Annotated in this window: 21 protein-coding genes; 8 read left to right on the top strand and 13 right to left on the bottom strand. The window is 42.6% G+C overall.

Annotated features, from left to right (window positions below; all coding sequences use genetic code 11):
* Position 1 precedes the first annotated feature (1 nt).
* From GLW08_RS11110 to GLW08_RS11080, 7 genes are all read left to right on the top strand, one after another.
* Positions 2 to 961 (top strand): ABC transporter permease subunit, encoded by a 960-nt coding sequence (locus GLW08_RS11110; RefSeq protein WP_160848721.1) that lies wholly within the window; start codon positions 2 to 4, stop codon positions 959 to 961.
* 5 nt (positions 962 to 966) lie between these two features.
* Positions 967 to 1,959: an ABC transporter ATP-binding protein gene (locus tag GLW08_RS11105; RefSeq protein ID WP_160848720.1), complete on the top strand. Its 993-nt coding sequence runs from the start codon at positions 967 to 969 to the stop codon at positions 1,957 to 1,959.
* Positions 1,960 to 1,980: 21 nt separating this feature from the next.
* Complete coding sequence (locus GLW08_RS11100; RefSeq protein WP_160849003.1) at positions 1,981 to 3,615, top strand: peptide ABC transporter substrate-binding protein; 1,635 nt, start codon at positions 1,981 to 1,983, stop codon at positions 3,613 to 3,615.
* Positions 3,616 to 3,900: 285 nt separating this feature from the next.
* The gene (locus GLW08_RS11095; protein WP_160848719.1) at positions 3,901 to 4,824 is read left to right on the top strand and encodes a S66 peptidase family protein; all 924 of its coding nucleotides are present in this window, start codon (positions 3,901 to 3,903) and stop codon (positions 4,822 to 4,824) included.
* A gap of 13 nt (positions 4,825 to 4,837) precedes the next feature.
* Positions 4,838 to 5,923: a mandelate racemase/muconate lactonizing enzyme family protein gene (locus GLW08_RS11090; protein ID WP_160848718.1), complete on the top strand. Its 1,086-nt coding sequence runs from the start codon at positions 4,838 to 4,840 to the stop codon at positions 5,921 to 5,923.
* 19 nt (positions 5,924 to 5,942) lie between these two features.
* Positions 5,943 to 6,869: a C40 family peptidase gene (locus GLW08_RS11085; protein WP_160848717.1), complete on the top strand. Its 927-nt coding sequence runs from the start codon at positions 5,943 to 5,945 to the stop codon at positions 6,867 to 6,869.
* Positions 6,866 to 7,891 carry an ABC transporter ATP-binding protein gene (locus tag GLW08_RS11080; RefSeq protein ID WP_160848716.1) on the top strand — a complete coding sequence of 342 codons (1,026 nt, stop codon included), beginning with the start codon at positions 6,866 to 6,868 and terminating at the stop codon, positions 7,889 to 7,891. The genes GLW08_RS11085 and GLW08_RS11080 overlap by 4 nt, the downstream gene beginning before the upstream one ends.
* A gap of 320 nt (positions 7,892 to 8,211) precedes the next feature.
* Here GLW08_RS11080 and GLW08_RS11075 read toward each other — a convergent pair whose 3' ends face one another.
* The 10 genes from GLW08_RS11075 to GLW08_RS11030 form a co-directional block, all read right to left on the bottom strand.
* Complete coding sequence (locus tag GLW08_RS11075) at positions 8,212 to 8,988, bottom strand: putative hydro-lyase (protein ID WP_272917076.1); 777 nt, start codon at positions 8,986 to 8,988, stop codon at positions 8,212 to 8,214.
* Positions 8,989 to 8,998: 10 nt separating this feature from the next.
* Positions 8,999 to 10,276 carry a TRAP transporter large permease gene (locus tag GLW08_RS11070; protein WP_160848715.1) on the bottom strand — a complete coding sequence of 426 codons (1,278 nt, stop codon included), beginning with the start codon at positions 10,274 to 10,276 and terminating at the stop codon, positions 8,999 to 9,001.
* Entirely contained in the window at positions 10,261 to 10,728 is a 468-nt protein-coding gene (locus GLW08_RS11065) for a TRAP transporter small permease (protein WP_160848714.1), read from the bottom strand. The genes GLW08_RS11070 and GLW08_RS11065 overlap by 16 nt, the downstream gene beginning before the upstream one ends.
* Before the next feature lie 115 nt (positions 10,729 to 10,843).
* On the bottom strand, positions 10,844 to 11,845 hold the full coding sequence (locus tag GLW08_RS11060; RefSeq protein ID WP_160848713.1) for a DctP family TRAP transporter solute-binding subunit: 1,002 nt from the start codon (positions 11,843 to 11,845) through the stop codon (positions 10,844 to 10,846).
* 12 nt (positions 11,846 to 11,857) lie between these two features.
* On the bottom strand, positions 11,858 to 12,652 hold the full coding sequence (locus GLW08_RS11055; RefSeq protein ID WP_160848712.1) for a carbon-nitrogen family hydrolase: 795 nt from the start codon (positions 12,650 to 12,652) through the stop codon (positions 11,858 to 11,860).
* A gap of 12 nt (positions 12,653 to 12,664) precedes the next feature.
* Entirely contained in the window at positions 12,665 to 13,336 is a 672-nt protein-coding gene (locus GLW08_RS11050) for a DUF2848 family protein (RefSeq protein WP_160848711.1), read from the bottom strand.
* A 17-nt stretch (positions 13,337 to 13,353) separates the two neighbouring features.
* Entirely contained in the window at positions 13,354 to 14,031 is a 678-nt protein-coding gene (locus GLW08_RS11045) for a GntR family transcriptional regulator (protein WP_160848710.1), read from the bottom strand.
* Positions 14,032 to 14,400: 369 nt separating this feature from the next.
* A complete protein-coding gene (locus GLW08_RS11040; RefSeq protein ID WP_160848709.1) occupies positions 14,401 to 16,572 on the bottom strand; it encodes a peptidoglycan D,D-transpeptidase FtsI family protein in 2,172 nt (723 codons plus the stop codon).
* Between the two features lie 239 nt (positions 16,573 to 16,811).
* A complete protein-coding gene (locus GLW08_RS11035; protein ID WP_160848708.1) occupies positions 16,812 to 16,973 on the bottom strand; it encodes a hypothetical protein in 162 nt (53 codons plus the stop codon).
* A gap of 265 nt (positions 16,974 to 17,238) precedes the next feature.
* Positions 17,239 to 18,375 carry a hypothetical protein gene (locus tag GLW08_RS11030; protein WP_160848707.1) on the bottom strand — a complete coding sequence of 379 codons (1,137 nt, stop codon included), beginning with the start codon at positions 18,373 to 18,375 and terminating at the stop codon, positions 17,239 to 17,241.
* A gap of 265 nt (positions 18,376 to 18,640) precedes the next feature.
* On the opposite strand from GLW08_RS11030, the gene GLW08_RS11025 reads away from it, so the two are divergent.
* The gene (locus GLW08_RS11025; protein WP_160848706.1) at positions 18,641 to 19,447 is read left to right on the top strand and encodes an Ig-like domain-containing protein; all 807 of its coding nucleotides are present in this window, start codon (positions 18,641 to 18,643) and stop codon (positions 19,445 to 19,447) included.
* A gap of 1,755 nt (positions 19,448 to 21,202) precedes the next feature.
* Here the strand turns inward: GLW08_RS11025 and GLW08_RS11020 are convergent.
* The 3 genes from GLW08_RS11020 to GLW08_RS11010 all read right to left on the bottom strand — a co-directional run bounded on the left by GLW08_RS11020 (position 21,203) and on the right by GLW08_RS11010 (position 24,380).
* Positions 21,203 to 22,309 (bottom strand): hypothetical protein, encoded by a 1,107-nt coding sequence (locus tag GLW08_RS11020; RefSeq protein WP_160848705.1) that lies wholly within the window; start codon positions 22,307 to 22,309, stop codon positions 21,203 to 21,205.
* The gene (locus GLW08_RS11015; RefSeq protein ID WP_160848704.1) at positions 22,263 to 22,706 is read right to left on the bottom strand and encodes an Ig-like domain-containing protein; all 444 of its coding nucleotides are present in this window, start codon (positions 22,704 to 22,706) and stop codon (positions 22,263 to 22,265) included. Before GLW08_RS11015 ends, GLW08_RS11020 begins: the two co-directional genes overlap by 47 nt.
* A gap of 198 nt (positions 22,707 to 22,904) precedes the next feature.
* Entirely contained in the window at positions 22,905 to 24,380 is a 1,476-nt protein-coding gene (locus tag GLW08_RS11010) for a PQQ-binding-like beta-propeller repeat protein (RefSeq protein ID WP_160848703.1), read from the bottom strand.
* Positions 24,381 to 24,609: the final 229 nt, after the last annotated feature.

Genomic DNA, 24,609 nt, shown 5'->3' with positions numbered 1-24,609 from the left:
GGTGCTTCCAGCTACAGAAGAAAAAGAACAACAAACACATCCCTCAGACATTCCAGATGATTGGTTTAAGCCGAAGCAAAAAGACACGAGCGAGGCTGAATCGGTCGTCAGGCCTTCTTTATCGTACTGGGAGGATGCATGGCATCGACTTCGCAAAAATAAAATGGCTATGGGTGGACTTGTCTTTTTGATTTTGCTTGGATTCATGGCCATTTTCGGTCCAATGCTCTCCCCTCATACAGTAGGTGAAACGACACTGGCCAATCAAAATAAGCCACCTTCATCTGACCATTGGTTCGGCACCGATAAACTTGGCCGTGACGTATTTACAAGAACATGGTTTGGCGCACGCATTTCCTTATTTGTTGGTATCATGGCAGCCTTGATTGATTTTTTCATCGGGGTAGCTTACGGCGGCATTGCAGGATATAAAGGTGGACGCACTGATAGCATCATGATGCGTATTATCGAAATTTTATATGGCTTACCATACTTACTCGTCGTGATTTTATTACTTGTGGTGATGGGACCAAGTCTCGCCACCATCATCGTCGCACTCACCGTCACCGGCTGGGTCGGCATGGCCCGGATTGTCAGAGGACAAGTGCTGCAGCTCAAAAATTATGAATTCGTTCTCGCCTCGCAATCCTTTGGGGCCAAAACGAAACGGATCATCAAGAAGAATTTATTACCGAACACGATGGGACCGATCATTGTACAAATGACATTAACGGTGCCGACAGCCATTTTCGCAGAAGCATTCCTAAGCTTTTTAGGGCTTGGCATCCAATCTCCTTATGCAAGCTGGGGTGTCATGGCGAATGACTCGCTTGGAGTTATTTTATCGGGACACTGGTGGCGCTTATTTTTCCCAGCATTCTTTATTTCAGCAACGATGTTTGCTTTTAACGTACTAGGAGACGGACTTCAAGACGCCCTTGATCCGAAGCTAAGGAGGTAGCAGCGATGGAAAAAATACTCGAAGTAAACGACCTTCATGTTTCCTTTCAAACTTACGGCGGCGAGGTTAAAGCGGTACGCGGTGTGAGTTTTGACTTACATAAAGGAGAAACACTAGCCATTGTTGGGGAATCAGGCTGTGGTAAAAGTGTTACAGCCAACAGCATCATGAAGCTAATCCCTTCCCCACCTGGCAAAATCGCCAACGGATCGATTTATTTTAAAGGAAAAGATCTCACGAGACTTAGCGAAAAAGGCATCCGCGGTATCCGTGGCGTTGATATCTCGATGATTTTCCAAGATCCAATGACAGCTTTAAATCCAACGCTAACGATTGGAAACCAGCTAACGGAAGGCATCAAACAGCATCAAAACATTACGAGTAACCAGGCGAAAACAAAAGCGATTGACATGCTGAATCTCGTTGGCATTCCAAATCCAGAGGAACGCATGAAGCAATACCCGCACCAATTTAGCGGAGGTATGAGACAACGAATCGTTATCGCGATGGCACTTATCTGCGAACCAGAGCTTTTGATTGCAGATGAACCAACTACCGCTCTTGATGTGACGATTCAAGCGCAAATCCTCCAGCTTTTTAATAAGATTCAACAGGAAACAGGCGTATCGATTATTTTAATCACCCATGACCTCGGTGTTGTCGCAAAAATTGCCGACCGTATCGCAGTCATGTACGCCGGTAAAGTCATCGAAGTGGGCACACGAAAAGAGATTTTCTACACCCCACAACACCCTTACACACAAGGGTTATTAAACTCCGTACCGCGCCTAGATAAGCGCAAGGAGAAACTAGTTCCGATTGACGGAACGCCACCCGACTTATTCGCCCCTCCACAGGGTTGCCCCTTCACAGCAAGGTGCCCCATGGCCATGGAGGTGTGTGGAAAAGTATATCCGATTCATTCGGAGCTATCGAACACGCATGCAGTGGATTGTTGGCTTCAGGATGAGCGGGCGAAACAGCATATGGCAACATAAAACACTTAGGGGGAATCAATGATGAAGAAAGTCTTATCGATTTTATTGGCATCGATGCTAGCGCTAGTACTAGCTGCCTGTACCGCAAATGAAAGTGCAGGAAATGAAGAGAACGATTCTAGCAACGACAACAACGACGGTGGAAGCGAGGAAAAGGTTCTGTACATGAACAATGGTGTGGAGCCAACCTCAATGAACCCACCAATCGGATTTGACGCAAACTCTTGGAACATTTTGAACAACGTAATGGAAGGCTTAACACGCCTTGGAAAAGATGATACTCCTCAAAAAGCGACCGCAGAATCATGGGAGAAATCAGAAGACGGTACGGTGTACACGTTCAAAATCCGTGACAATGCAAAATGGTCCAACGGTGACGACGTAACAGCTGAAGACTTCGAATACGCATGGAAAAACTTAGTCGATCCAGAGACCGCTTCTCCAGCAGCTTTTCTAGCGTACTTCATTGAAGGCGCAGAGGCGTATAACAAAGGCGAAGGTTCTCGTGACGACGTTATGGTCGAGGCTGTTAGTGAAAAAGAATTAAAAGTAACTCTTACGTCTCCAACAGGCTTTTTCATTAACCTAACGGCAAACCCTGCGTTCTTCCCTGTTAACAAAGAAGTAGCAGAAAACAACCCAGAATGGTACGCAGAAGCAGACACATTCGTTGGAAATGGTCCATTCAAAGTAACCGAATGGAAACACGACAGCGAAATGATGATGGCGAAAAACGAAAACTACTGGGATAAAGAAGCCGTTAACCTTGATAAAGTTCACTGGGCGATGGTAAACGATCCAAATACCGAATACCAAATGTACAAAAGTGGTGACCTAGATTCATCTGCTATTCCTTCCGACATGGCGGACCAGCTCCTTGATAGTGAAGATGCTGTCATTGAAGACCAAGCCGGAACGTATTTCTATCGTTTCAACGTGAACAAAGAACCATTCCAAAACAAAAAGATTCGTAAAGCATTCGCAATGGCTATCAATCAGAAGGAAATCGTTGATTATGTAACGAAAAATAAAGAAGAAGCAGCATATGGATTCGTCTCTCCTGGCTTCACTAGTCCATCAGGTGAAGACTTCCGCGAACACAACGGAAAAATGGTGGAACCGAACCCGGAAAAAGCGAAACAGTTGCTTGAAGAAGGCATGAAAGAAGAAGGCTATGATGAGCTTCCAGCTGTAACGCTAAACTACAACACGAGCGAATCTCACAAAGCCATTGCCGAAACGATGCAACAAATGTACAAAAAGAACCTTGGTGTTGATATCGAACTAGCAAACGCAGAATGGAACGTGTTCCTTCAAAACCAAAAAGACTTGAAACACCAACTATCTCGTAGCTCCTTCCTAGCTGACTACGCAGATCCAGTTAACTTCCTAGAAAGCTTCGTAACCGACTCTACGATGAACCGTACAGGCTGGTCCAACGAAGAGTACGACAAGCTAATCGAAAAAGCTAAGAACGAAACAAATGACGAAAAACGCTGGGAATACATGTACGAAGCAGAAAAAGTACTATTCGAAGAAATGCCAATCTTCCCAATCCACTACTACAACCAAGTAGTACTACAAAAACCTGACGTAAAAGACGTCGTACGCCACCCAGTTGGCTTCCTTGAGCTGAAATGGGCGGATAAGGAATAGTTTACACGCACGCATAATGATGAAATCAAAGGGCTCTCATGCACACGTTCGTGTGTGTGAGTAGTCCTCTTTTTTCAGAGTTAACCTCTGTTTATGTAAGGGAGCATATCGACTGTGTCGAGGGACGATATCCGTGGAATTCTGGCAGATATCGGCGTTATTATACATATATCAGCGACTTTGGATGTTATATCAGCGATTTTCTCAATATTTACGCGAGTCACCAAATATATCGGCGACTCTGAGATAGCACTCCACCTCTATACTAAGAAAGGAGGCACATATATGATTCTACCAAATCGATTACAACCTGGTGACACTATTGGCGTTATTGCACCAGCGAGTCATCCTAACCAAGAATATCTTGAAAAAGCTCTCCCCTTTTTGCAAGAGGAGCTCGGGTTGAATATTCAGCTCGGGAAATATGTGTCCGAGAAAAATGGCTATTTGGCTGGAACTGACGAAGAACGACTAGAAGACTTGCATAAAATGTTCGAAAATCCTGATATTGCAGGCATTATTTGTGCGGGTGGTGGGTACGGAACAAGTCGTATTTCCTCGGAAATAAATTTCGATTTGATTCGTGATAATCCGAAAATATTCTGGGGATACAGCGATATTACGTACCTTCATACTGCCTTTCGACAAAAAGCTGACCTCGTTACGTTTCACGGACCCATGCTTAGCTCGGATATTGGAAAAGAGGAATTCGACTCGCTATCACGCGAGATGTTTCAACAACTATTTGAGCCTACTTCTCTTACATATGATGAAGGTATCTCCCCACTTACTGTACTTTCTGAAGGAGAAGCCTCTGGTGAAATTGTTGGTGGGAATTTGTCTTTACTCGTTACATCTATTGGTACGGAATACGAAGTTGACACAGCTGAAAAACTGCTTCTTATCGAGGATATTGGCGAAGAACCATATCGGATTGATTCCTTTTTGAATCAGTTAAAGCAAGCCGGGAAATTACATGATGCAGCTGGCATCATCGTTGGAGATTTTAACAAGGCTGAGCCGAAGGATCAGGATGCAGCGATTCCACTTGATAAAGTGTTAGAGCATTATTTTTCTGATTTACATAAGCCCGTACTTTCCGGCTTCAAGATTGGACACTGCTTCCCCCACTTCGCTGTACCGCTCGGCGCTACAGCCAATCTATCAAGCAACAGCAAAACGCTCCATATTTCACCTGGAGTAAAATGAAAGGATGAAGCCCATGAACATCGAGTCGATTGAAACGTATCCGGTGGCGATTCCATTAAAAAAACCCTTTAAAACGGCCCTTCGCACTGTAACCGTTGCAGAATCTATCTATGTAAAAGTTACATGCGACGATGGTACTGTTGGTTGGGGAGAAGCACCTCCCACCCACGTTATAACTGGAGAGAGTCTGTTTAGCATCAAGGAAACGATTGAGCATATACTGAAGTCCGCTATACTCGGTATGACGCTCCTTGAACGGGAGAACGTTTTTTACACGTTACATAAAGCAACGGTTGGCAACACAAGTGCGAAAGCGGCTATCGATATAGCGCTACACGACTGCTTCGCAAAAAAATGTGGACTGCCTCTATATCAATTGTTAGGTGGAAGCTTAAGCTCCTTAGAAACAGACTACACCGTCAGCGTGAACAGTCCTGAGGAGATGGCGGAGGATGCAGCGGAATATATACAAAATGGCTTTAAAGTCCTAAAAATCAAGGTTGGCAAAGACGACATGGAAACCGATATCGCCCGCATCCAAGCGATACGCAACGAAATCGGCTCAGAAGCTACCATTCGACTCGATGCCAATCAAGGCTGGACTGCAAAAGAAGCGATTTATGCGATACGGCGTATGGAGGAGCTTTCCCTCAACGTCGAACTGGTTGAGCAGCCTGTAAAAGCGCATGACATAGAAGGTCTAAAGCAGGTAACGGACAATACCAATACGTTAATCATGGCAGATGAGAGTATCTTTTCACCCGATGATGCACGCCGCGTACTCGCAACGAGAAGCGCAGATCTGTTGAACATTAAATTAATGAAAGCAGGCGGTATTCACCGTGCTTTGCAAATCAATAAGCTAGCTGAGAGCTTTGGTGTTGAATGTATGGTCGGTAGCATGATTGAAACAAAGCTTGGTGTTACAGCCGCTGCCCACTTTGCAGCTAGTCAACGCAACATCACCCGCGTTGATTTTGACGCACCTCTAATGTTGAGCAAAGACTTACTCAATGGTGGTATTCACTATGATGGCCGTCATATTAGCTTTTCAGAAGGATCTGGCCTAGGTATCCAGCACGTGTATTACGAAAACTAACTAATAAGGAGACGATTGTATGACTGCGAACACAAATTGGGTGGTACAGGTTCCCGTTGCGACAGTATGGACCTCCCCCACCTCAGCCCGAGAAATCGACGAACCTGGACTAACGAATCCGCTACGATTAAAAGAATGGTATGATGCGATGACATACGAGCCACGCGTGGCTTTATGTGACGATAACCTCGTTCAATCTCAGTTGTTATACGGCGAGGACGTTCTTTTGCTGGAAGAAAAAGACGGTTGGTCGCACATCATCGCACCACATCAACCATCCAAAAAAGACCAACGCGGTTATCCTGGCTGGATCCCGAGCGCACAGCTTAAGGAAATCGAGGATGATCACTGGGATGCTGGCCCTGTAGCGCTTGTCACAACATCTTCTACGACATTATATAATTTAGAAAAAGAACCCCTACTGGAGTTGAGTTACTTAACGATCCTTCCTTACCTGGATATTCAGGATGGCTTCGTGAAGGTCCACACGCCAAATGGAGATGGTTTTTTACCAGAAGCTGACGTGGAAGTGTACATTTCTCGCGATGACATACCAAAAGGAGCTGGCATTGATATTGTCGCGGCTGGAGAAAAATTTATCGACCTTCCTTATTTTTGGGGAGGCATGAGTTCTTATGGCTACGATTGCTCCGGCTTTAGTTACAACATGCACAAAGCCAATGGCTACGAGATACCACGCGATGCGTCGGATCAGGTCAATCGCGGGAAGGAGGTTCCATTAGAAGAACTACAGCCTGGCGACCTGATTTATTTTGCCTATGAAGAAGGAAAAGGCGCCGTCCATCACGTTGGCATTTACTACGGAGACGGCAAAATGCTCCACGCACCAAAGACAGGAAAAAACGTAGAAGTCCTAGAGCTAGCAGATACCTACTATGAAAAAGAGCTATGCGCAGCCCGCCGCTTTTGGGAGGAATCATCATGAAAAACGAAGTCGCCCTGCAGGTGAAAAATTTAAAGAAATACTTTCGCCTCGGCAAAAACCAGAATTTGAAGGCTGTCGATGATGTCAGTTTTGAAGTGTATAAAGGTGAAACATTTGGCCTCGTTGGCGAATCGGGTTGCGGAAAATCCACGACAGGACGCACAATCATGGGGTTATATGAAGCTACGGAAGGTGAGGTTTTTTATAAAGGCGAAGACGTTCATAAAATGAACAACAAAGAAAAATTCGCCTTGAACCGCCAGATGCAAATGATTTTCCAAGACCCATACGCATCTTTGAACCCACGTTCTACGGTGAAAGAGATTATTTCAGAGCCGATGGAAATTCACAAAATGTTCTCAAACGAAAAAGAGAAACTGGACCGTGTGTATGAGCTACTGGAAGAGGTCGGCCTGAACCGTGATCACGCCAATCGCTATCCACACGAATTCAGCGGCGGCCAGCGCCAACGTATCGGTATAGCGCGGGCTTTAGCGCTTGACCCTGATATCATTATCGCAGACGAACCGATTTCTGCACTGGACGTATCGGTTCAAGCGCAAGTCGTTAATTTGATGGAAAAATTACAGCAGGAAAAAGAGCTCACGTATCTTTTCATCGCCCATGACCTCTCGATGGTGCAGCACATATCCGACCGCATCGGCGTTATGTACCTGGGCCACATGGTCGAGCTCACCGAAAGCGAAGAGCTGTATAATAATCCGCTCCACCCATACACTCGCGCCCTCCTGTCTGCGATCCCAATTCCAGATCCAGACGTCGAAGACGAGCGCGAACAAATCGTGATCGACGGCGAAATCCCAAGCCCGATCAACCCACCAAGCGGCTGCGTCTTCCGCACCCGCTGCCCCATGGCTATGGAAGCCTGCGCCGAGATTGAACCGAAATGGCAAGAAATCGGCAAGGGGCACTATGTTGCATGCCATCTGTATAATGATGAAATTGATGATACTCCTTCCAGTGCGCATCATTCTGACGGAGTTAAGGTAAATATACGGTAATTTTGGCGGAGAGCCAGGGCTTGCGGGTCCTGGCTTTTTTTGTGCTTGGGGTTGTGGGTGGGGTGCAGGTCGGGTTGCTCCTGGCACTATTTTGCGCTGGAGTGAGGGGGGATCGGAAATGGGTGTTTGCTCGGATATCTGAAATTATGATCGCAAATTTCAAATTTTGCTCTGAAAATCCGAAAGTTGCTCCGAAATCTAAAATTTTGCTCGCAAATCAAAAAAATTGCTCCGAGCCAAAATATCCTCCACCCCCTCTCCATCCCCCAATAACACCCCAGCACAAAAAAAGACGCACCTATCAGTGCGCCTCTCCATCATCATCGATAATACTCATCCACTTCATCCGTGATCAGCATGTGACCTGGTGCGTGTGTAATCATTATACTGGGCTTAGCTTTCAGGGCGACGTTTTGAGGAGTAACGCCGCAAGCCCAGAATATGGGGGTGCTGATGTTTTCATCGAATTTCACTGCCTCGCCGTAATCGGGATTCATTACATCTTGAATGCCGATTTGCTCAGGGTTACCCACCTGAACCGGGCCTCCGTGGGCATGTCCAAATTGCTCGGATACGCGTAAAGCTTTATCCATCATCTGATTGGGGATGGGGCGCATGCTCACAACCATATTCCCTGCAAATATGCCAGATGATTCTAACTCAATGTTAGTCTTGAACATTGGTACTACTTTTTGCTGGAGCTGGTGCAACAACGGAATACCTGCCTCCACGAGCGCTTTTTCAAACGTGAAGCTACAACCAATCAAAAATGTCACAAAGTCATCCTGCCATACATCCCGTAAATCAAATACCTCTTCTGCAAAGACACCTTCACGATAAATACGGTAGCGTGGTAGGTCGGTCCGAATGTCCGCTTCAGGAGCTACATTAGGCGCAACTTGCCCTGTGTCTAACTTTTCCACGAGTGGACATGACTTTGGATTCTTTTTACAAAACGCTAGAAAATCTGATGCATATTCTTTCTGTAACACGACCATATTCGTCTGGACGTAACCTTCACACATTCCAGATGTTGTGCCTGTTTTCAACCCTTTTCGAAAAGCTAGCCGTTCCTCGGTTGGATTCATTTCACTCAACCTTTCTTCCTTACATTTCAAAGAAATTCAATGGAAGTAACGCCAATCCTGGGATATACGTAATGGCTAGTAATACCAGAATTAATATCGCTACTTGTGGTATAAGGTACTTAAACATTTGTGGTACTTTTATTTTCGCAATCGAAGAAGTCACGAATAAGCAGACGCCTAGTGGCGGTGTGACCATTCCAATTGTTAAGTTCACTGCTAGAATAATTCCAAAGTGTACTGGGTCAATCCCAGCATTCGTTACTAATGGCAAGAATAAAGGTGTAAAAATAGACACGGCACTAATCGTATCGATAAACGTTCCGGCCAACAGTAAAATAACATTGATGATCAATAATAATAATATTGGATTCTCGGCGACTCCTCCAAGCATATTAACAATCTCGGTTGGAATACGGTTGTATGATAAGAACCATATAAATAAGGAGGCACTACCAATTAAAAAGATGATGGTGGCTGTCGTTTTCGCCGTACTAAGAAAAATTGGATATAAATCTTTCAGCGATAGTTCACGATAGACAAACATACCTATGATAATCGCATAAACGACCGCTATCACACCTGATTCTGTTGGAGTGAAAATCCCCAGTACAATTCCACCAATAATAATCAGAGGCATAATAATAGCTAGAATCGCATCTTTTGCACCTTTTAAAACTTCTAAAAGAGAAGCACGCTCACTACGAGAGTAATAGCCTTCCTTTTTTCCGATGACAAAACTATAGATCATCAATCCAGCACCCATCAAGACTCCAGGTACAACCCCAGCTAAAAACAACTCACCAATTGATTCACCTGCGATTACTCCGTATAAAATCAATACGATACTTGGAGGGATAATCGGGCCAATCGTTGCGGAAGTGGCTACTAAGCTTGAGGAGAAACGAATATCATAGCCTTCCTTGTTCATCGCTGGGATGAGCATACCACCTATCGCGGCAGCAGCTGCAATAGCAGTTCCCGTTAAGGCGGAGAAAAACATACTCGCCAATACGACAACCATGGCAAGTCCACCTGGCAAATGACCAACTAGTGTCTTTGAAAAATCAATTAATCGCTTGGAAATGCCGCCATATGTCATAATTTCACCAGCTAAAATGAATAACGGAATAGCAACTAGTGTAAAGCTATCAACGCCAGTAAACACTTTTCTTGCCACATTAATTAACAAGCCAGGGTCCGTCATCATAATGCCTAGAAAGGATACAAAGCCAAGTGCGAAGGCGATTGGTATTCTTAGTATGATCAGTACAAATAATAAACCTACGAGCCAAAGCATTTCTCAATCACCTTCTTCATATGGTAATACAACATAAACAAACCACTAATTGGCAATGCCAAATATACATAAGCTTTCTGCATTTCTACCGTGGCCATCATCTGCCCTGATACAAAATTATCTCGTACGAGCATAAATCCATATACCGTTAACAAAACAATCATGATGCCAACTACAACAAATCGGAGCACTTCGGTGAACCTCTTCACCCATTCGGATGCATTGTCCAAAAGGTCTACTTCTAAATGATCCCCATTTCTTGTAGCTAACGCTGAGCCAAAAAAGATACTGTACACAAAAAACATCATCAATATTTCTTGTGACCATGTAAGTGGTGACTCTAGCACATAACGAAAGATAACCTGTAATAGGGTGATCACCACCGTTACAATAAGACAAAGGGTCGTAAGGTATTCCAGTATTTTTCCTACGAAATAATCAAGTTTCTTCATTAATATCACCTATTATCCTTAAGATAAAGAAGAGTTGCTTAGTAGCAAGCCTTTGCCACGTGAATGTTAATAGGGTAAAAAGATAGACCAGGAAAGGAAATCCTGGTCTATGAAATTATTCTGCTGCATCTTTAATTCGCTGAATTAATTCAGAAGGTACCTTATCACTAACCGCATCTTTCACATTCTTTGTAGCTTCTTTAAAGGCTTCACGGTCAGGTTCAGTAATGGTTACGCCTTCTTCTTTTAGCTTGTCTTTAATTTCTTGCTCTTTTTCATCCAATGTCTTACGTACATAAGTCTTAGTTTCTTGGACTGCTTCTTGAACAGCTTTTTGCTGATCTTCGTTTAATTTATCCCACGTTTCTTCACTCATGATTGTAATTGCTGGTGAATATGTGTGAGATGTTAGGGATACATAATCCTGAACCTCGTAGAATTTCATAGAGTTGATGGTAGGAAGTGGGTTCTCTTGACCATCTACAACACCTTGATCCAGAGCTGAATATAGTTCATTAAAGTCAACTGGTGTAGGGTTCGCGCCAAGGGCTTTCATGTGTGCTTCCCATACTGGAGAAGGTTGCACTCGAATTTTCAAGCCTTCCATGTCAGCTGGCTTCTTAATTTCCTGTTTGCTGTTGGAAACGTGACGGAATCCTACTTCCCAATAACCCAGCGCCTTCATGCCTTTTTCATTTGCTGTTTCTAGTAAGTCTTGACCAATTTCACCATCTAGTACACTATAAACATGATCCTTGTTTTCGAATAGATAAGGAATGCCAAACACGTTCATCTCTTCCACCGTGTTAGCAAAAGAACTGTCTGCAGAAACTGTCGTCATATCTAACGTACCGCCAATTACCTGCTCAATGGCTTCGCTTTCGCTTCCCATTGTAGCGTTAGGGTGAATTTCAATTTGAACCGAGCCATCCGTTTTCTTATCTACTAATTCTTTAAACTTCTTCGATGCTATATGGTACTGGTGAGACTCAGATGCAGAGTGAGCTAGTTTAATAGTCGTCCCACTATCACCATTCGCCTCGTCAGAACCACCAGAACACGCTGCCAATACAAGAACAGAACAAGCTACCAACATTTTCACGAGTGCAGATTTCATGAGTAAGTCCCCCTAATAATATTTATAAAGATTCGTTACACGCGTTTGAAATACAGGTACATTTTTTCTAGCATCTCGTACCTTTGATGAATCAAGTTCTCCAACAATCGTCTCTTCGTTTTCAATACTTCCTTCAGCTACAACATCGCCCAAAGGATCTATAATGAAGGATGTTCCACTAAACGTTGTGCCGTTATAGCTCCCGACTCGACCACTTGAAATAACATACATCTGATTCTCAATGGCTCTAGCTTTTTGAAGCGCCACCCAGTGATTTCTTCGTGCTAATGGCCATTCTGCTACAATAAATAAAACCTCGGCTCCTTCTAATGCAAGCTGACGAGTTAATTCAGGAAAACGTAAATCATAGCAAATGATGATTCCCATTTTCACCCCATCCAGCTCGAATATCTTCGCACTTTCCTTTCCTCCTGCTAGATACGTAGGTTCATCCAACATAGGTACAAGATGAATCTTGTCATAGGTATGAACCACTTCCCCTTGTTTGTTCACGACAATAGCTGTATTGTAGACTTCCCCTTCAATCTTATTGGCAAATGATCCACCTACTACGTGAACACCATACTGTTTGGCCATCTTTTGTAAAAAAGATGTAGTTGGCTCTCCGTCAACGTCTGCGATTTCCTGAAGCTCGGGTAATGTATAAGCTGTGGTCCACATTTCTGGAAGAACAACGATTTCATAGTCACTATTTGGAACCGTTTTTTCCATCCATTCTTCCACACGTTTGTGATTCGCTCTCACATCCCCTGGTATAACATCCATTTGATAGATTGCTACGTTCATGAATATCCCTCCTTACAATCGTTTAACTGAGTATTTTTTTGTGATACTCCTGTCATAGACAGGGTCTTTCAACGTAACCTGAAATGCATCTCCATATTTAAACCCCTCTAATAAAGGGACCGTCCCACAATAGACGACATTTTGCTTGGTTGGGAGTTCTTTTTCCTTCATATACGTTAAAAGGTCATCTACATGTAAAATCGCTTCAATGGAATGCGATTGATATAATGTTTCTTCCCCCTGGTCATATGTGTAAGCGCTAAGTTCCAGCTTGTCCCAGTGGTCTTTCACATCTTCAAGCTTCCATAGTTCCGTAGCGAGCGGTTTATCACACACTTGCTTTGACTTTTGAATGCTAACCGTTTCTAACCCACGATCGGTATGATCACTTCCTACCGTCACGTAGATGTCTCCTTCTTCATCAAAAACGAGCACAATTTCAGCCTCGCCACTCGTTTGATTTCCTACCACTTCTAACTCGTCTGAAAAGGAAACAGCACTGGTTCGAAGTGGAAATAGTGCTGGTATATCGTCAGGTTCTGGAACCCCTAACTCGGCCAATTCTTGAATATGTTCTTTCGCTTTCTCTTGATTTCGACCTGAGTACCCAATGCAATAACAATGATTAAATTCAATATCTTTTGATTGCTTGTTCATATGAAATGAATGAGTAATAGTTGCCATTAACACGAATCTCCTTACTAATTTGTTTTGGTATCTTCGATTGTTTGTACAATTTGATGCGTGTTGGTTAAGTGACTTAATAGATTTCCAGAAGCTTCATCATAATTACCATCTCGCAAAGCTTGTACAACCTGCTTATGTTCCTCGATAACTTCCTTCATCCGTCCTTGTTTCATAAGAGCGGTATGCCCTATCAATCTCATCAAGTTATAAATCTTTTGAAAAATATCTTCCATGATATTTAATTCTGCCATCTGAACGAACGTAGCATGCATTTTTTGATCATATTCAATGAACACGTAACGATCCTCTACTTCCATGGCTTCTCGCTGCTTCTCTATAATTTCATCCAACTCAGACAATTGATCTTCGGTAATCTTGCTATGCAATACTTCTAATGCCTTTTTCTCAATGCATGTTCGTAGATAGACAATCTGCTCTCTCTCATCTGCACTAATCTCTTTCACCTTATAGCCTTTACGTGGATATACCAGTAAAAGTCCTTCTGCTACAAGTTCATTAGCTGCCTCTCTAACTGGAGTGCGAGACGTATTCAGAGTTTCTGCCAATAATGTCTCAGGATAATACTCTTTTTTGTCCAATTGACCAGTTAGAATAGCACTCTTAATCTCATCATACGCAATCTCTTTCATCGTCTGCCGCTTCTTGATTGGATTTATGTTCAATCTATCCATATGAACCTCTCCTATACAGTGGACTGTATAATGTATACATTAAATGTATCAGAGAGATATTCGTTCGTAAATAAAGAATTCAGACTTTTCTTATTTTTGCGTTATTTTAACAATGTGTCAAAAAGAGCTTAACGCATATTGAAAACGCTTACTTAGGTGTTTTGAACATTTTATTGACGTTGTGTTTAATATAAGAATGAAAAATTTTAATAATTTTAGATGCGGGCGGTACTTGTAGCCCTGACTGAGCGAAAGGCGCGGATAAAATAGACAACTCGCAGATATCCCAGATCAGCTCCTCAACTTCACCCCCAACCACTCCCCCAGCCACACAAAAACCCCGCTCTCTCCCAGAGCGGGGTTCCTATCCTATTCCTCATTCTCTTCATTTTCTTCCTCTTCATCAGCATTCCCATTCAAGCCTCGTTCCTCCTTCAATTGAAAATAGGCGTCCAAGATATCTCTACCAATTTCTTTATTGGCTTGGTATTGGGTGTAGCCAGTGCTGACGGAGCCGGTGTTTGGTACGAGGACGGCAAATGCGATTTCTGGGTCTTCGTATGGTGCGTAGCCTACCAATGTAAGGTTTTCAAGTTCGTGAGGCTTGTAGTCATAGGTATCGCCATTTTCATCACGCAATGGTTCGTAGTAATTGACCTGGGCCGTACCGGTTTTTCCGGCTGCAGTGTATCCTTCTGCATCAGCAAAATAGCCATCTGCTGTACCGCGTGGGTTGTTGAATACTTGGTAAAACCCTTTTTGTACACGTTCGATATACCTTTCTTCCATCGTAATTCGGTTTAAAACATTGGAATCATTTGACTGGATGATAGGCCCTAACTGATTTTTATTTTCTTTATTCGTAACCGGCTTTCTTACGTCGTTGACGAGACGTGGCTGGAGTCGATATCCGTCATTAGCAATAGTCGACACATATTGAGCTAGCTGAAGAGCAGAGTACGTATCATACTGTCCAATTGCAAGGTCGAGCATATTACCTGCACGATAATTATCACTCAACAGGCCTGCCGTTTCCGTCTCACTTGGCAAATCAATGCCTGTTTTCACTCCAAGTCCAAATTGGGCGTAATAGTTACGGAACACTTGGAAGCGCCCAGGTTGATAGGACAATTTTTCTCCCTTTTGGTAACTTGGGTCGCCTGCAATCCTCATGCCGATGTGGAACATGTAGACGTTGGAGGATCGTTTCAAGGCTTCAATATCATTAACATAACCTAAATTGGAGTAGGAAGCTTTTAGCGGCGTTCCTGCCAAATCAATTGGTTGATCCAGAATCGTCTCGCCCGCTGACACAACGCCATAATCGTATCCAGCAAGCAACGTCGCCCCCTTCACTGCAGAACCTGGGGCTACAGGTGAGGTGACCGTGTTTATTCCAGTGTTACGGAATTCTCCAGAATCATCGTTCCACGTTTGTCCTGACATTCCAAGGATTTCACCAGTTTGCGGATTCATTGCTACAGCCATCGCTTCATCGAGGAAGCGATTTGCGTATGGAAATTTATTCCTAGCCTTTGTAATGTGCTCTTTTAAAATTTCGTCCATTCTTTGTTGTAGTTCCATATCTACCGTTAGTTGCAGATTTTTGCCTTGTTGCCCTTTATTGATCACATTTTCATCGACAATATTGCCGTTTCGATCTGTCTCATATTGAATGGTTTTCTTCTGTCCTTTTAACAGCGCCTCGTATTTTTTCTCAAGCCCACTATCCCCAACACGAGCATTTCGACTATAATTTCGAGCTAAGAAATAGTCTAGACTATCACGAGGCAAGCCATCTTCTGTCACACTTCCTAAAAAGTCACGGAAATGACCTTCATATGGATAGGAGCGTTTCCAATCTGTTGACACGTTGATTCCTTGAAGATCTTGTTGGTGCTCAGCTACTCTTGCGTACTCCTCTTGTGTCACATTTTTATTTTTGATGACATGAGGGGTGAACGCATAGGCACTATCCATTTTCCGTTTAATCGCTATGATTTCTAATTCTTTTTTGCCATAGTTAAGATCTTCCTCCGGATCAATTTTATCTAGTAAAATCTCATAAGGAGTTGGTGCGTCCGCAGCCTTTTCCTCATCTGTGTACTTCAATTCTTCTTCTGTTAGGCGTTCTTTTTTCGCACCTTCATTATTTAGAATCCAATAATCTTTCTGATCTCGAACCGGAATATTCTCCGTATCTTCTTCATTCATATCAATTAATTTCGCTAATTCTTTCGCCAACTCGAGATGATGCTGTTGGCTTGGGGTTTTATCCATAGGGGTGTAGGTGATGGAGTAGAGTGGTTGCGTATCCGCCACGACATTACCATTCCGATCATACATTTTCCCCCGTGGCACTGGAACACTTACCTTTTGATTGGTGGTCTTATTGATCTCCTCTTGCGCATCTGCACCATATAGGATTTGCACAACTCCTAATTGAAGAATGAGTCCAGAAAATAACAAGAAGATGAGAAAAAAGAGCACATTCAACCGAAAAGGTACTTGTGACTTTTTACCGTTCTTCTTCTTCCCCATATTTTTACACCTCTGTTACAAATAGATTACAATCCAGCCCAAATTTTACCACATTTATTGGTAATTAACTACCATTAGGGTTATGTGACGTTTTTTTGAACAAGAAATTCAGACATTCCATAGCGATTCAATTCCCGCCACGTCCGTCCCTTCCTCCGTAATATAAATGTAAAATAATCCATTTCGAATCCACCCTCATGCTCTCCCCCCTCCATTCGTATGGTATGTATGTAACCAACTCATTCAGCGAGTTTTGAGCTACCGTCATAGCACAAAATAATCGCTGAACATGGCTTTTGCTGGAGCCGAGTTGGGTGCAATGCAGATGCTAGAGCCGCATTGTTCGTAACTTTTGCGTCTAGCTTATGTACTTCCCCTATATTAAAAAGCTCACTTCCCAATCAAGTGAGCCTCCCTATGTGAGAAGCCTATCCGCCGTCAGGATAGGCTTCTTTTCATGTTGATGGCTGTGGGGTTGCTGAGGTCTCCGATAGTTGGATCCGTGTCGCGGATATATATCGTAAAGTCGCCGATATATTGAAATTCTCGCTGATATCATGCGTAAAGTCGCTGATATCTACACCTAATTCGCAGATATCCTGCCTTCTGTCTTGCTCCTCCCCCATCACAAAAAAAAGAGCCATCCCTCAGGACAGCTCTTTTATCTTACTCACTATAAAATTCCGATTCTAGTTCTTTTTCGTTCAACACGTCATATAGCTTATGGTCTTCAACACCTACGCGGTATTCGCCTACTTTTTCACCCTCAGGATTTTTGGTTGTGAAATAGTAGTAGTCCTTGGCAATGATATCGTTCAGAGAATAGGATTCAACCGGTTCTACTCTTTTGTATTCTTCGTTATCACTACTTTTTTCCTTATACATCACTTTGTATGGTCTTGGTAAATCCGATTCAATGGTGTAGCTATTTTCACCGGAAAAAGCTCCAAAGTCATATGTGCCATTGTTGTATAGTGTGTTGGTAATCATCGATTCGTGATCGATTGGATGGAAGATGGATTCCAAATCATCAATCAACCATTCGCCATCTACTTTTTCCATAGTGTACTTCCACATTTTTGGTACATGAAGGTAAAACTCGGAAACGTATAATTCACGCGTATCTTCATCAACTTTTACAACCTCATACTCAATAAGCTCGGATAATTCATGAGATGCTAGTGGGAAGAAACGATGTGGTTCATAAAAATCTGTCCGATTTGCTGTTTGATATATATCTTCAATCCAGTGATTTTCAATATACTCCTTCGTGTAACCACCCTCTAGACCCTGGCGGAAATCCTCTTCAGGAATATCGCTAATCGGTTTTTGTACCTCTTCCCAATCCTGGAGGTGGTTTTCAATCATTGTATGAACGTCATCTTCTTCATCGATTATTCTCTGGAGTACGTTTTCCGGATTGAAATCTCCATCAATTGTAAAAGAGAGCTCGATACTATTATTCATGCATGCTTCCTGCGCTGAACAAACCTGATCTTTCAAAATATGTAGTGTGTATGTATTCCCGTCTTCATATCCACCTTCAGGGGCAGCCACTTTTACTTTCTTTTGACTTTCACCAAAATAAACATCTGCGTTAACAGCTTCTCCATTCGCATTCTTCACAACAAAACCATTTTCTAGTGCGGATGATTGAACCTCTGTATTCAAGCTAATCGTAAACGTCTTAGTCGGTTCAACTGTTCGTTCACGATCCGTTTCTAGTGCTGAAACTTCTTGTTGATTGGATAGAATCAAAAACGCTAATAAGGCAAGCGATGCTATCCTTGCTAATTTATACATGTAAACCAAAACCCCTTTATTAAAAAAATAAGTACGTAATAGCTATGTACCACCATAATGAGGGGTTCAAACCATTATATGACGGAAATGACGAATTTTTCTCGAAAGTAAGATGTTTGACCTAAAAAGGTTTAAAATATAATAATCAACCAAATTGTATGAAACCTCCCTATTTATCGTTGCGTCTAAAAAAATAAACCCATGCGTAAAATTGTTCCAACATGGGAATATAATGACAGACTATCTTTTAAAATGGAGGTATTTCATGCACAAAAAAATCTGGAGTTCCATCATGCTTACACTTGCTATTATGCTTGTTTCAAGCATTTCCGTGAGCGCTGCAAAAGAAATGGAAGCAGAGGAAAACGTATCCTTAGGCAAAAAATGGACGATTACCTTTAACACAGAGGTAGATGACGCAGCTGCTAATCGCAAATACATCGCAGTCATGAATGAAGATGGCGAAGCAGTACAAAACGTGGTTACGTTTGATGGAAAAAAAGCATATGTGTACGCACCAGCAGACAACTATGATCCAGATACATCTTACACATTAAATGTAGATTCAGACTTACAGTTTACGAATGGGAAAACATTAAAAGAAGACGTTACGATGGACTTCACTACGGCTGATACAGCAAAAGAGGACTCTTATCTTGATTCAGAATTTGCACAACTGTTAACGGAAGGCAAAATGAAAGGCATGCCTCTACAAACAGGCGTAACGAAGCAAGAAGTTAAAGATGAAATAGGAACAGATTTTGAAACAGCTGACGTAGAAGGCGCAGACATTATGAGCTACCCTGACAAAGGTTATGGATATGGCTACTCAATCAAGAGCGACTACATCCACGTTCTTGCAAACTATGTATCTGACATGGACCTACACAGAGAAGACCTCATTCAAGTTCTTGGCGAACCAACAAGCGAAGGCGTTAACACAATTGGAAGCGACAACTACATCATGATTTATGAAAATATCGGTGACAACTACAAATTACTAGTCGACTTCGAAACAAAAGAGAAGTCCTCTAAACTTGTTGATATTTCCCTTGTTGAATTAGGTCATTAATAAAAATGAAAAGATCTACAGGCTCTCTGGAGCTTGTAGGTCTTTTTTTATGATGTGATGGAGTTGAGATGCGAGCATAAACTGGGTCGGAGCGAGCGTAGCAGTCGTCGATACGGGCATACGCTGGGATGAAGTATGCATATCGGTGGGCGATACGGGCATTAATCGGGATGAAGCGTGCATATCGGCGGGCGATTCGTGTATAAACCAGATCGGAGCGAGTATAGCGAACAGCGATACGAGTATAAACCGCGCTGGAGTGAGCGTATCGGCGGGCGATATGAGCATAAAAACTGTGCATACCGCCTAGCGATACGTGCATAACGGTTAACCAACGTGACTAACATCCAATACAGTATCCCACCCTGTCCCAACAGGCCTAAATGAGCTTGTTGGGCTTTTTTTGTGCCAACCTGGGCAGTCTGAGAGCCTTCTCCGTCTATAGACCGGGAAAAGTTCATGCTCGCTGCCGTTATGGAAAAATGCTCCACCACCTATACTTAAGATAGAAAGAAACACAACAACAACCCGCCACCTAAAGGAGGATGACAGCATGTTTAACGAATTTGAAGTAGCGTATGAAATGGAACAACGTAAACCTAAATAATAAATTGATTCACTTACGATAATCACATCATAGAAGGAGGCAAACCCTATGTTTAATGATTTTGAATTAGAACATCTAATCGAAGAACGTCGCCCAAGATAACTATTATCCATAAAAAGGAGGAGAAACCCATGATTCTCACAGAAGCTGAAATTCGCGATATGATTGACCAGCGGAAACCAAGAAGATAGAGAGAAACTAGCGATTTGTAGGGGGAGAAACAATTGAATAAGAATACAGTAAATTAACCTTATTGCACTCAAGATGAAATCCTGAGGCAATAAGGTTTTTTGTTCATTAAAAAGACTCGTTCCCCCATCATAACGTAGGGGCGCTGTGGCAGTCTGAGAGCCTTCTCCGTCTATAGACCGGGAAAAGTTCATGCTCGCTGCCGTTATGGAAAAATGCTCCACCACCTATACTTAAGATAGAAAGAGAGAAAGAAACACAACAACAACTCACCACCAAAAGGGGGATGACAGCATGTTTAACGAATTTGAAGTAGCGTATGAAATGGAACAACGCAGACCAAGATAAACGATATAAACAGAAAAGGAGGTGATGGTATGTATAACTATAACGACTTCGAGCTAGAACACATCATGGAAGAACGCCGACCTAGATAGATGGTTTGGATGTAGTACGATTCGTTTCGCGCTAACGGTTGATATTCGTAGATGGAAAACAGGGGGAGGAAAAACCAATGATCCTAACAGAAGCTGAAATTCGTGATATGATTGACCAACGTAAACCAGGTAGATAACCGATTTGTAGGGGGAGAAACAATTGAATACTACAATAAATTAACCTTATTGCACTCAAGAGGTAATCCTGAGGCAATAAGGTTTTTTGTTTGGAATGGTTACATTATACCCGTCGCATCGCTCGCCTTTCCGCATAAGGCACACATTTCTGGCAAACGAGCACCTTCTCGCCCTGGTCGTTGTAGTAGGGGCGCGGTTCTTGCGGTTTTTGCTTGCAGATAGCGCACTGCTTCGGTGTAAACAACTGTTTTAGTTTCTCTAGCATGAGTATCACTCCAGCTAAGGGTGTTTATGGATAGTATAACATGCTGTATCGATGCATACCGCTTTAGCGCTCTACCGGAGTGGCGGTCTGGCACCAATAATAGCCGCGGGCACCGCAATCTAATAGAAAGCGGAGCCTGTGGAAGCGTCTACTGTCATTGTCCCTTCTCCATCATTAACAGAGAAACGATAGATAGTGGTTGTATAAGTATCTCCATTATGGTCTGTATTTTGCTCTGTGTTTTTCCCTAAGTAACTGACACTGTTAACTGTATTTAATTCTAGGGCAATTTGCTTGGCTTGGTCTTTTGATAAATTTAAGTGACGATTACTATCAAATAGACTTCCTGAAAAATGAGCGAGCTTCCAGTTTCCGTTTTCCTTGTTAAGTGAAACTACATCGTATCCACCTGAAGCCATTATGCCTTCTAACTCTACGGTCTCTGCTGTCATTTGGTTTGGTGTATTCTCTAAGGTGTTCATGTGAATATCCCAAGACCAATCGACATTCATGTACCATGCCTCACACTCTATGCAGACATCATAATAAGCATCCTCTATTTTTTCCAAATGATCCTGTGTAACAAGCGGGCGTAAATCATCTTTTATTCTAGAGAAATCGCGCTCTTCGGAACTGCCAACAGTACTAATAAGGTCATCATAAAAGATTTCATGTACGGAATTGACTATATCCTCCGCTTTTTTCTGGAATGCTTTTTCATCCAGTCCTTGCTGTTGGGTAAATACTACGTCTTCATGATTGAATGTGTATTGCGTATGAAGGGTTAAACCAAATGCATTGTTATAAAAAGCTTGTTGATAGGTGGTGTCATTTAGATAATCAAACTTTTTAAATGTGTTAATTATGTTAGAGGACGTTTCTCCATCTGCGAATGAAAAGGTTATTAGCTCTATTCCTCCATCTTGAACAGCATAAAAATAATCTTCTGTTGAAGAGGAGTAAGCCATCTGAGAGATCACAAATACGTTGTCGTTTATTTTCCTAACCAAATCATCTAAAGCAACCGCTTCATTTTGATAGAAAGTGGTCTCTTCTGATCCTGCGATTGGAGTAGATACTATTTTTTTAGAAGCATCATTTTCAATTGCAAGCTTGAATTCAGCCTTGTATGGATTATCAAACCACATAGTTGAAGAAGAGATAGCTGGTGGTTGTTCATCAGCTAGCAAATGTACTGTGTAGGCTTCCCCTTTTGGATCCTTCATTTGCATCTCTTTTATGGAGTGATAATCTCCCCACCCTTCCTTTTGGGTAGTGAAGTTCATTGTATGAGGCTTTCACACCGCTTTTACTCACTATTTCATCATGAACAGTAAGGGTATAGGTGGTGTTTGGAGCATAGTTTTCCTTAGGAGGGTGCACAAGAATTTGTTTTTCATTAGCTCCATAAGAGATTGTAGTAGAGATAACCGCTCCATCATGATTATGTACATTAATTTCTTCTTTCGCAGACTCAAGTGACATAGTTGTGTTGAATGTAATCGCCCACATCTTATCGGTGGCAATGTTTTCGTTTGAGTTTGATTCAGCCAAAACAGTACTCTGCAGGCCAACAAAGCTAAGAATAAAGGTTAACATCATAGATAAACAAAATTTTTTCATTTAATTCCTCCTTTTTCTTAATAGTATCTTTTTTGATAGGTTATTTAAAGTGATTTAACAGTTTTTGGTTTATATGGGTGTTGAGTGGAGCACGCCATCCTTCATTAAAAAAGAAAAAGGGAACAAGACCATTTCGGCCTCGTTCCCTTTTCTAGCATTCGCACTTTACCACACTACTACAGCGCTGGGCTGGCACCGCTAGTGTTTGTTTCGTCTTCTAACGACAGCAATTACTGCTGCGACCACAATACCTAGAACCACTAATGGCAGCACATAAGCGAAAAAGACATAGCCACCTTTACTGTCTGTTGCTGCTGCTAGTTTTTCATCGTATTCATCAGATGCATTGCGAATTTCTTCTGTCGGTAGGGCATATACATTGCTATCCTGGCTACCGACTATTAGCGTATCGTTCATGATAATCGGGCCAGATGGGGCTAGTTTTCCACCAAGAAGCTTGCGTCCAATCTCCTCGCCTGTCTCTGTATCAAGGGCGTGCACAAATCCTTTTTTATTCGTAAAATACACAACGTCATCTGCCGCAACAGGAGGAGCTTTCATTACTGCATTAGGGAAATTCCATAGCTGCTCTCCCGTTTTCAAATCATAAGCATAAAACGTCTTCGTAATCGGACTGCCTACAAAAATCTTACCATCGTAAATCATCGGAGCACCTGATTTATTATTCGAGACCATATCTCCAATGCCAAGGCTGCTTTCCCATAGGATTTCGCCACTTTCCTTATCCATGGCATACATCATATGATCAGGCTTTTTTATGCGACTTTCTATATTCAATAGCCACTTGGTCATCTCTTGATACATTTGGAAGAAACCTTCCTGTTGATACGCTTCTTTAAAGGAAAGTGTCTTTTTCTCAAGCGCTGTTGTAACGACGATGTTTTCATCCATGGCAGGCGGGACATCGTCCAGTCCAGCAAATACTTCTGGAATTTCCGTTTTCCATGCAATCTCATCTGTTTCCAAGTCCACAGAATAGAATGTATATGGCTTCGGTGCTCCTCCACCTACAAATAAGTTACCATCTGAGATATTCGGGGACGACATACTAAACGTGGAGCCGATTTCAATTTTTTCGTTCACTTCACCTGATTCAGGATTCAGCTTGTACAAATGACGGTCCCCAGTCGCCGCGTAGACAAAACCATCATGATAGGCAGGTGTTGGCATGACCTCGCCTTCTGTCTTCGCAGTCCACAGCGTCTCACCTGTATCTGCATCGAGCGCCATTACACCGCTTTCTTTCGTTCCGCGTAATCCATTCTCCTGAAAAAATCGATTTCCGAACCCAACAAACAAACTGCCGTCATGGAAAATCATCTCCGAGTGCACCCAATTCGGTGCCTGATTTGTCCACAACTGCTCCCCTGTTTTGATGTTATACGCGTACAAATCTCCGGTATTATGATTCCCAATAAAAATACGATTACCCACCACAACGGGCGTGGAACGGATTTGATCATTAGTATCGAACTTCTTGCTCTCTAATGGCGTTTCACCCTCAGACTGATGCACTGGATTATTCGCATCATTTAACCTGTATTCCAGCCATTCATCAGGACCAAAAGCAGCCTCTGCTGAACCAGGCTGGAGTATAGGTAAAAGCATTCCTAGCAGTAAAACCCACCTGGCTTTGTGTACTAGTTTTTTCATATGTAACGCTCCTTTTTGTATGGCACTTTTTTTATGGTATGTAGGTACTTACCCGTCATTAGCACTTAGTATTCCAGTAGTTGTCGGGTATTACTCCTTTCTCGGTGTCAGACCCCCATTGTGATAGTGCGGTGACGCCGTAACGTGCTGAGGGTCTGGCACCGAGAAGAGACCTTTGCGCTATTAACTTTCATTCTATACATGCTATAATTCATCTAAAAGCGATGGG

This window comes from Pontibacillus yanchengensis (assembly GCF_009856295.1).
GTDB lineage: Bacteria > Bacillota > Bacilli > Bacillales > BH030062 > Pontibacillus > Pontibacillus yanchengensis_A.
This window is presented reverse-complemented; position numbering and strand designations above follow the sequence as displayed.

Bases quoted from the DNA above. Each gene is read 5' to 3' on its own strand.
- GLW08_RS11020 (WP_160848705.1), bottom strand. From the start codon at position 22,309: ATGAAGGATCCAAAAGGGGAAGCCTACACAGTACATTTGCTAGCTGAT.
- GLW08_RS11055 (WP_160848712.1), bottom strand. From the start codon at position 12,652: ATGAACGTAGCAATCTATCAAATGGATGTTATACCAGGGGATGTGAGA.
- GLW08_RS11025 (WP_160848706.1), top strand. From the start codon at position 18,641: ATGCACAAAAAAATCTGGAGTTCCATCATGCTTACACTTGCTATTATG.
- GLW08_RS11105 (WP_160848720.1), top strand. From the start codon at position 967: ATGGAAAAAATACTCGAAGTAAACGACCTTCATGTTTCCTTTCAAACT.
- GLW08_RS11030 (WP_160848707.1), bottom strand. From the start codon at position 18,375: ATGTATAAATTAGCAAGGATAGCATCGCTTGCCTTATTAGCGTTTTTG.
- GLW08_RS11080 (WP_160848716.1), top strand. From the start codon at position 6,866: ATGAAAAACGAAGTCGCCCTGCAGGTGAAAAATTTAAAGAAATACTTT.
- GLW08_RS11095 (WP_160848719.1), top strand. From the start codon at position 3,901: ATGATTCTACCAAATCGATTACAACCTGGTGACACTATTGGCGTTATT.
- GLW08_RS11070 (WP_160848715.1), bottom strand. From the start codon at position 10,276: ATGCTTTGGCTCGTAGGTTTATTATTTGTACTGATCATACTAAGAATA.
- GLW08_RS11045 (WP_160848710.1), bottom strand. From the start codon at position 14,031: ATGGATAGATTGAACATAAATCCAATCAAGAAGCGGCAGACGATGAAA.
- GLW08_RS11015 (WP_160848704.1), bottom strand. From the start codon at position 22,706: ATGAAAAAATTTTGTTTATCTATGATGTTAACCTTTATTCTTAGCTTT.
- GLW08_RS11060 (WP_160848713.1), bottom strand. From the start codon at position 11,845: ATGAAATCTGCACTCGTGAAAATGTTGGTAGCTTGTTCTGTTCTTGTA.
- GLW08_RS11050 (WP_160848711.1), bottom strand. From the start codon at position 13,336: ATGGCAACTATTACTCATTCATTTCATATGAACAAGCAATCAAAAGAT.
- GLW08_RS11090 (WP_160848718.1), top strand. From the start codon at position 4,838: ATGAACATCGAGTCGATTGAAACGTATCCGGTGGCGATTCCATTAAAA.
- GLW08_RS11085 (WP_160848717.1), top strand. From the start codon at position 5,943: ATGACTGCGAACACAAATTGGGTGGTACAGGTTCCCGTTGCGACAGTA.
- GLW08_RS11100 (WP_160849003.1), top strand. From the start codon at position 1,981: ATGAAGAAAGTCTTATCGATTTTATTGGCATCGATGCTAGCGCTAGTA.
- GLW08_RS11065 (WP_160848714.1), bottom strand. From the start codon at position 10,728: ATGAAGAAACTTGATTATTTCGTAGGAAAAATACTGGAATACCTTACG.
- GLW08_RS11040 (WP_160848709.1), bottom strand. From the start codon at position 16,572: ATGGGGAAGAAGAAGAACGGTAAAAAGTCACAAGTACCTTTTCGGTTG.
- GLW08_RS11010 (WP_160848703.1), bottom strand. From the start codon at position 24,380: ATGAAAAAACTAGTACACAAAGCCAGGTGGGTTTTACTGCTAGGAATG.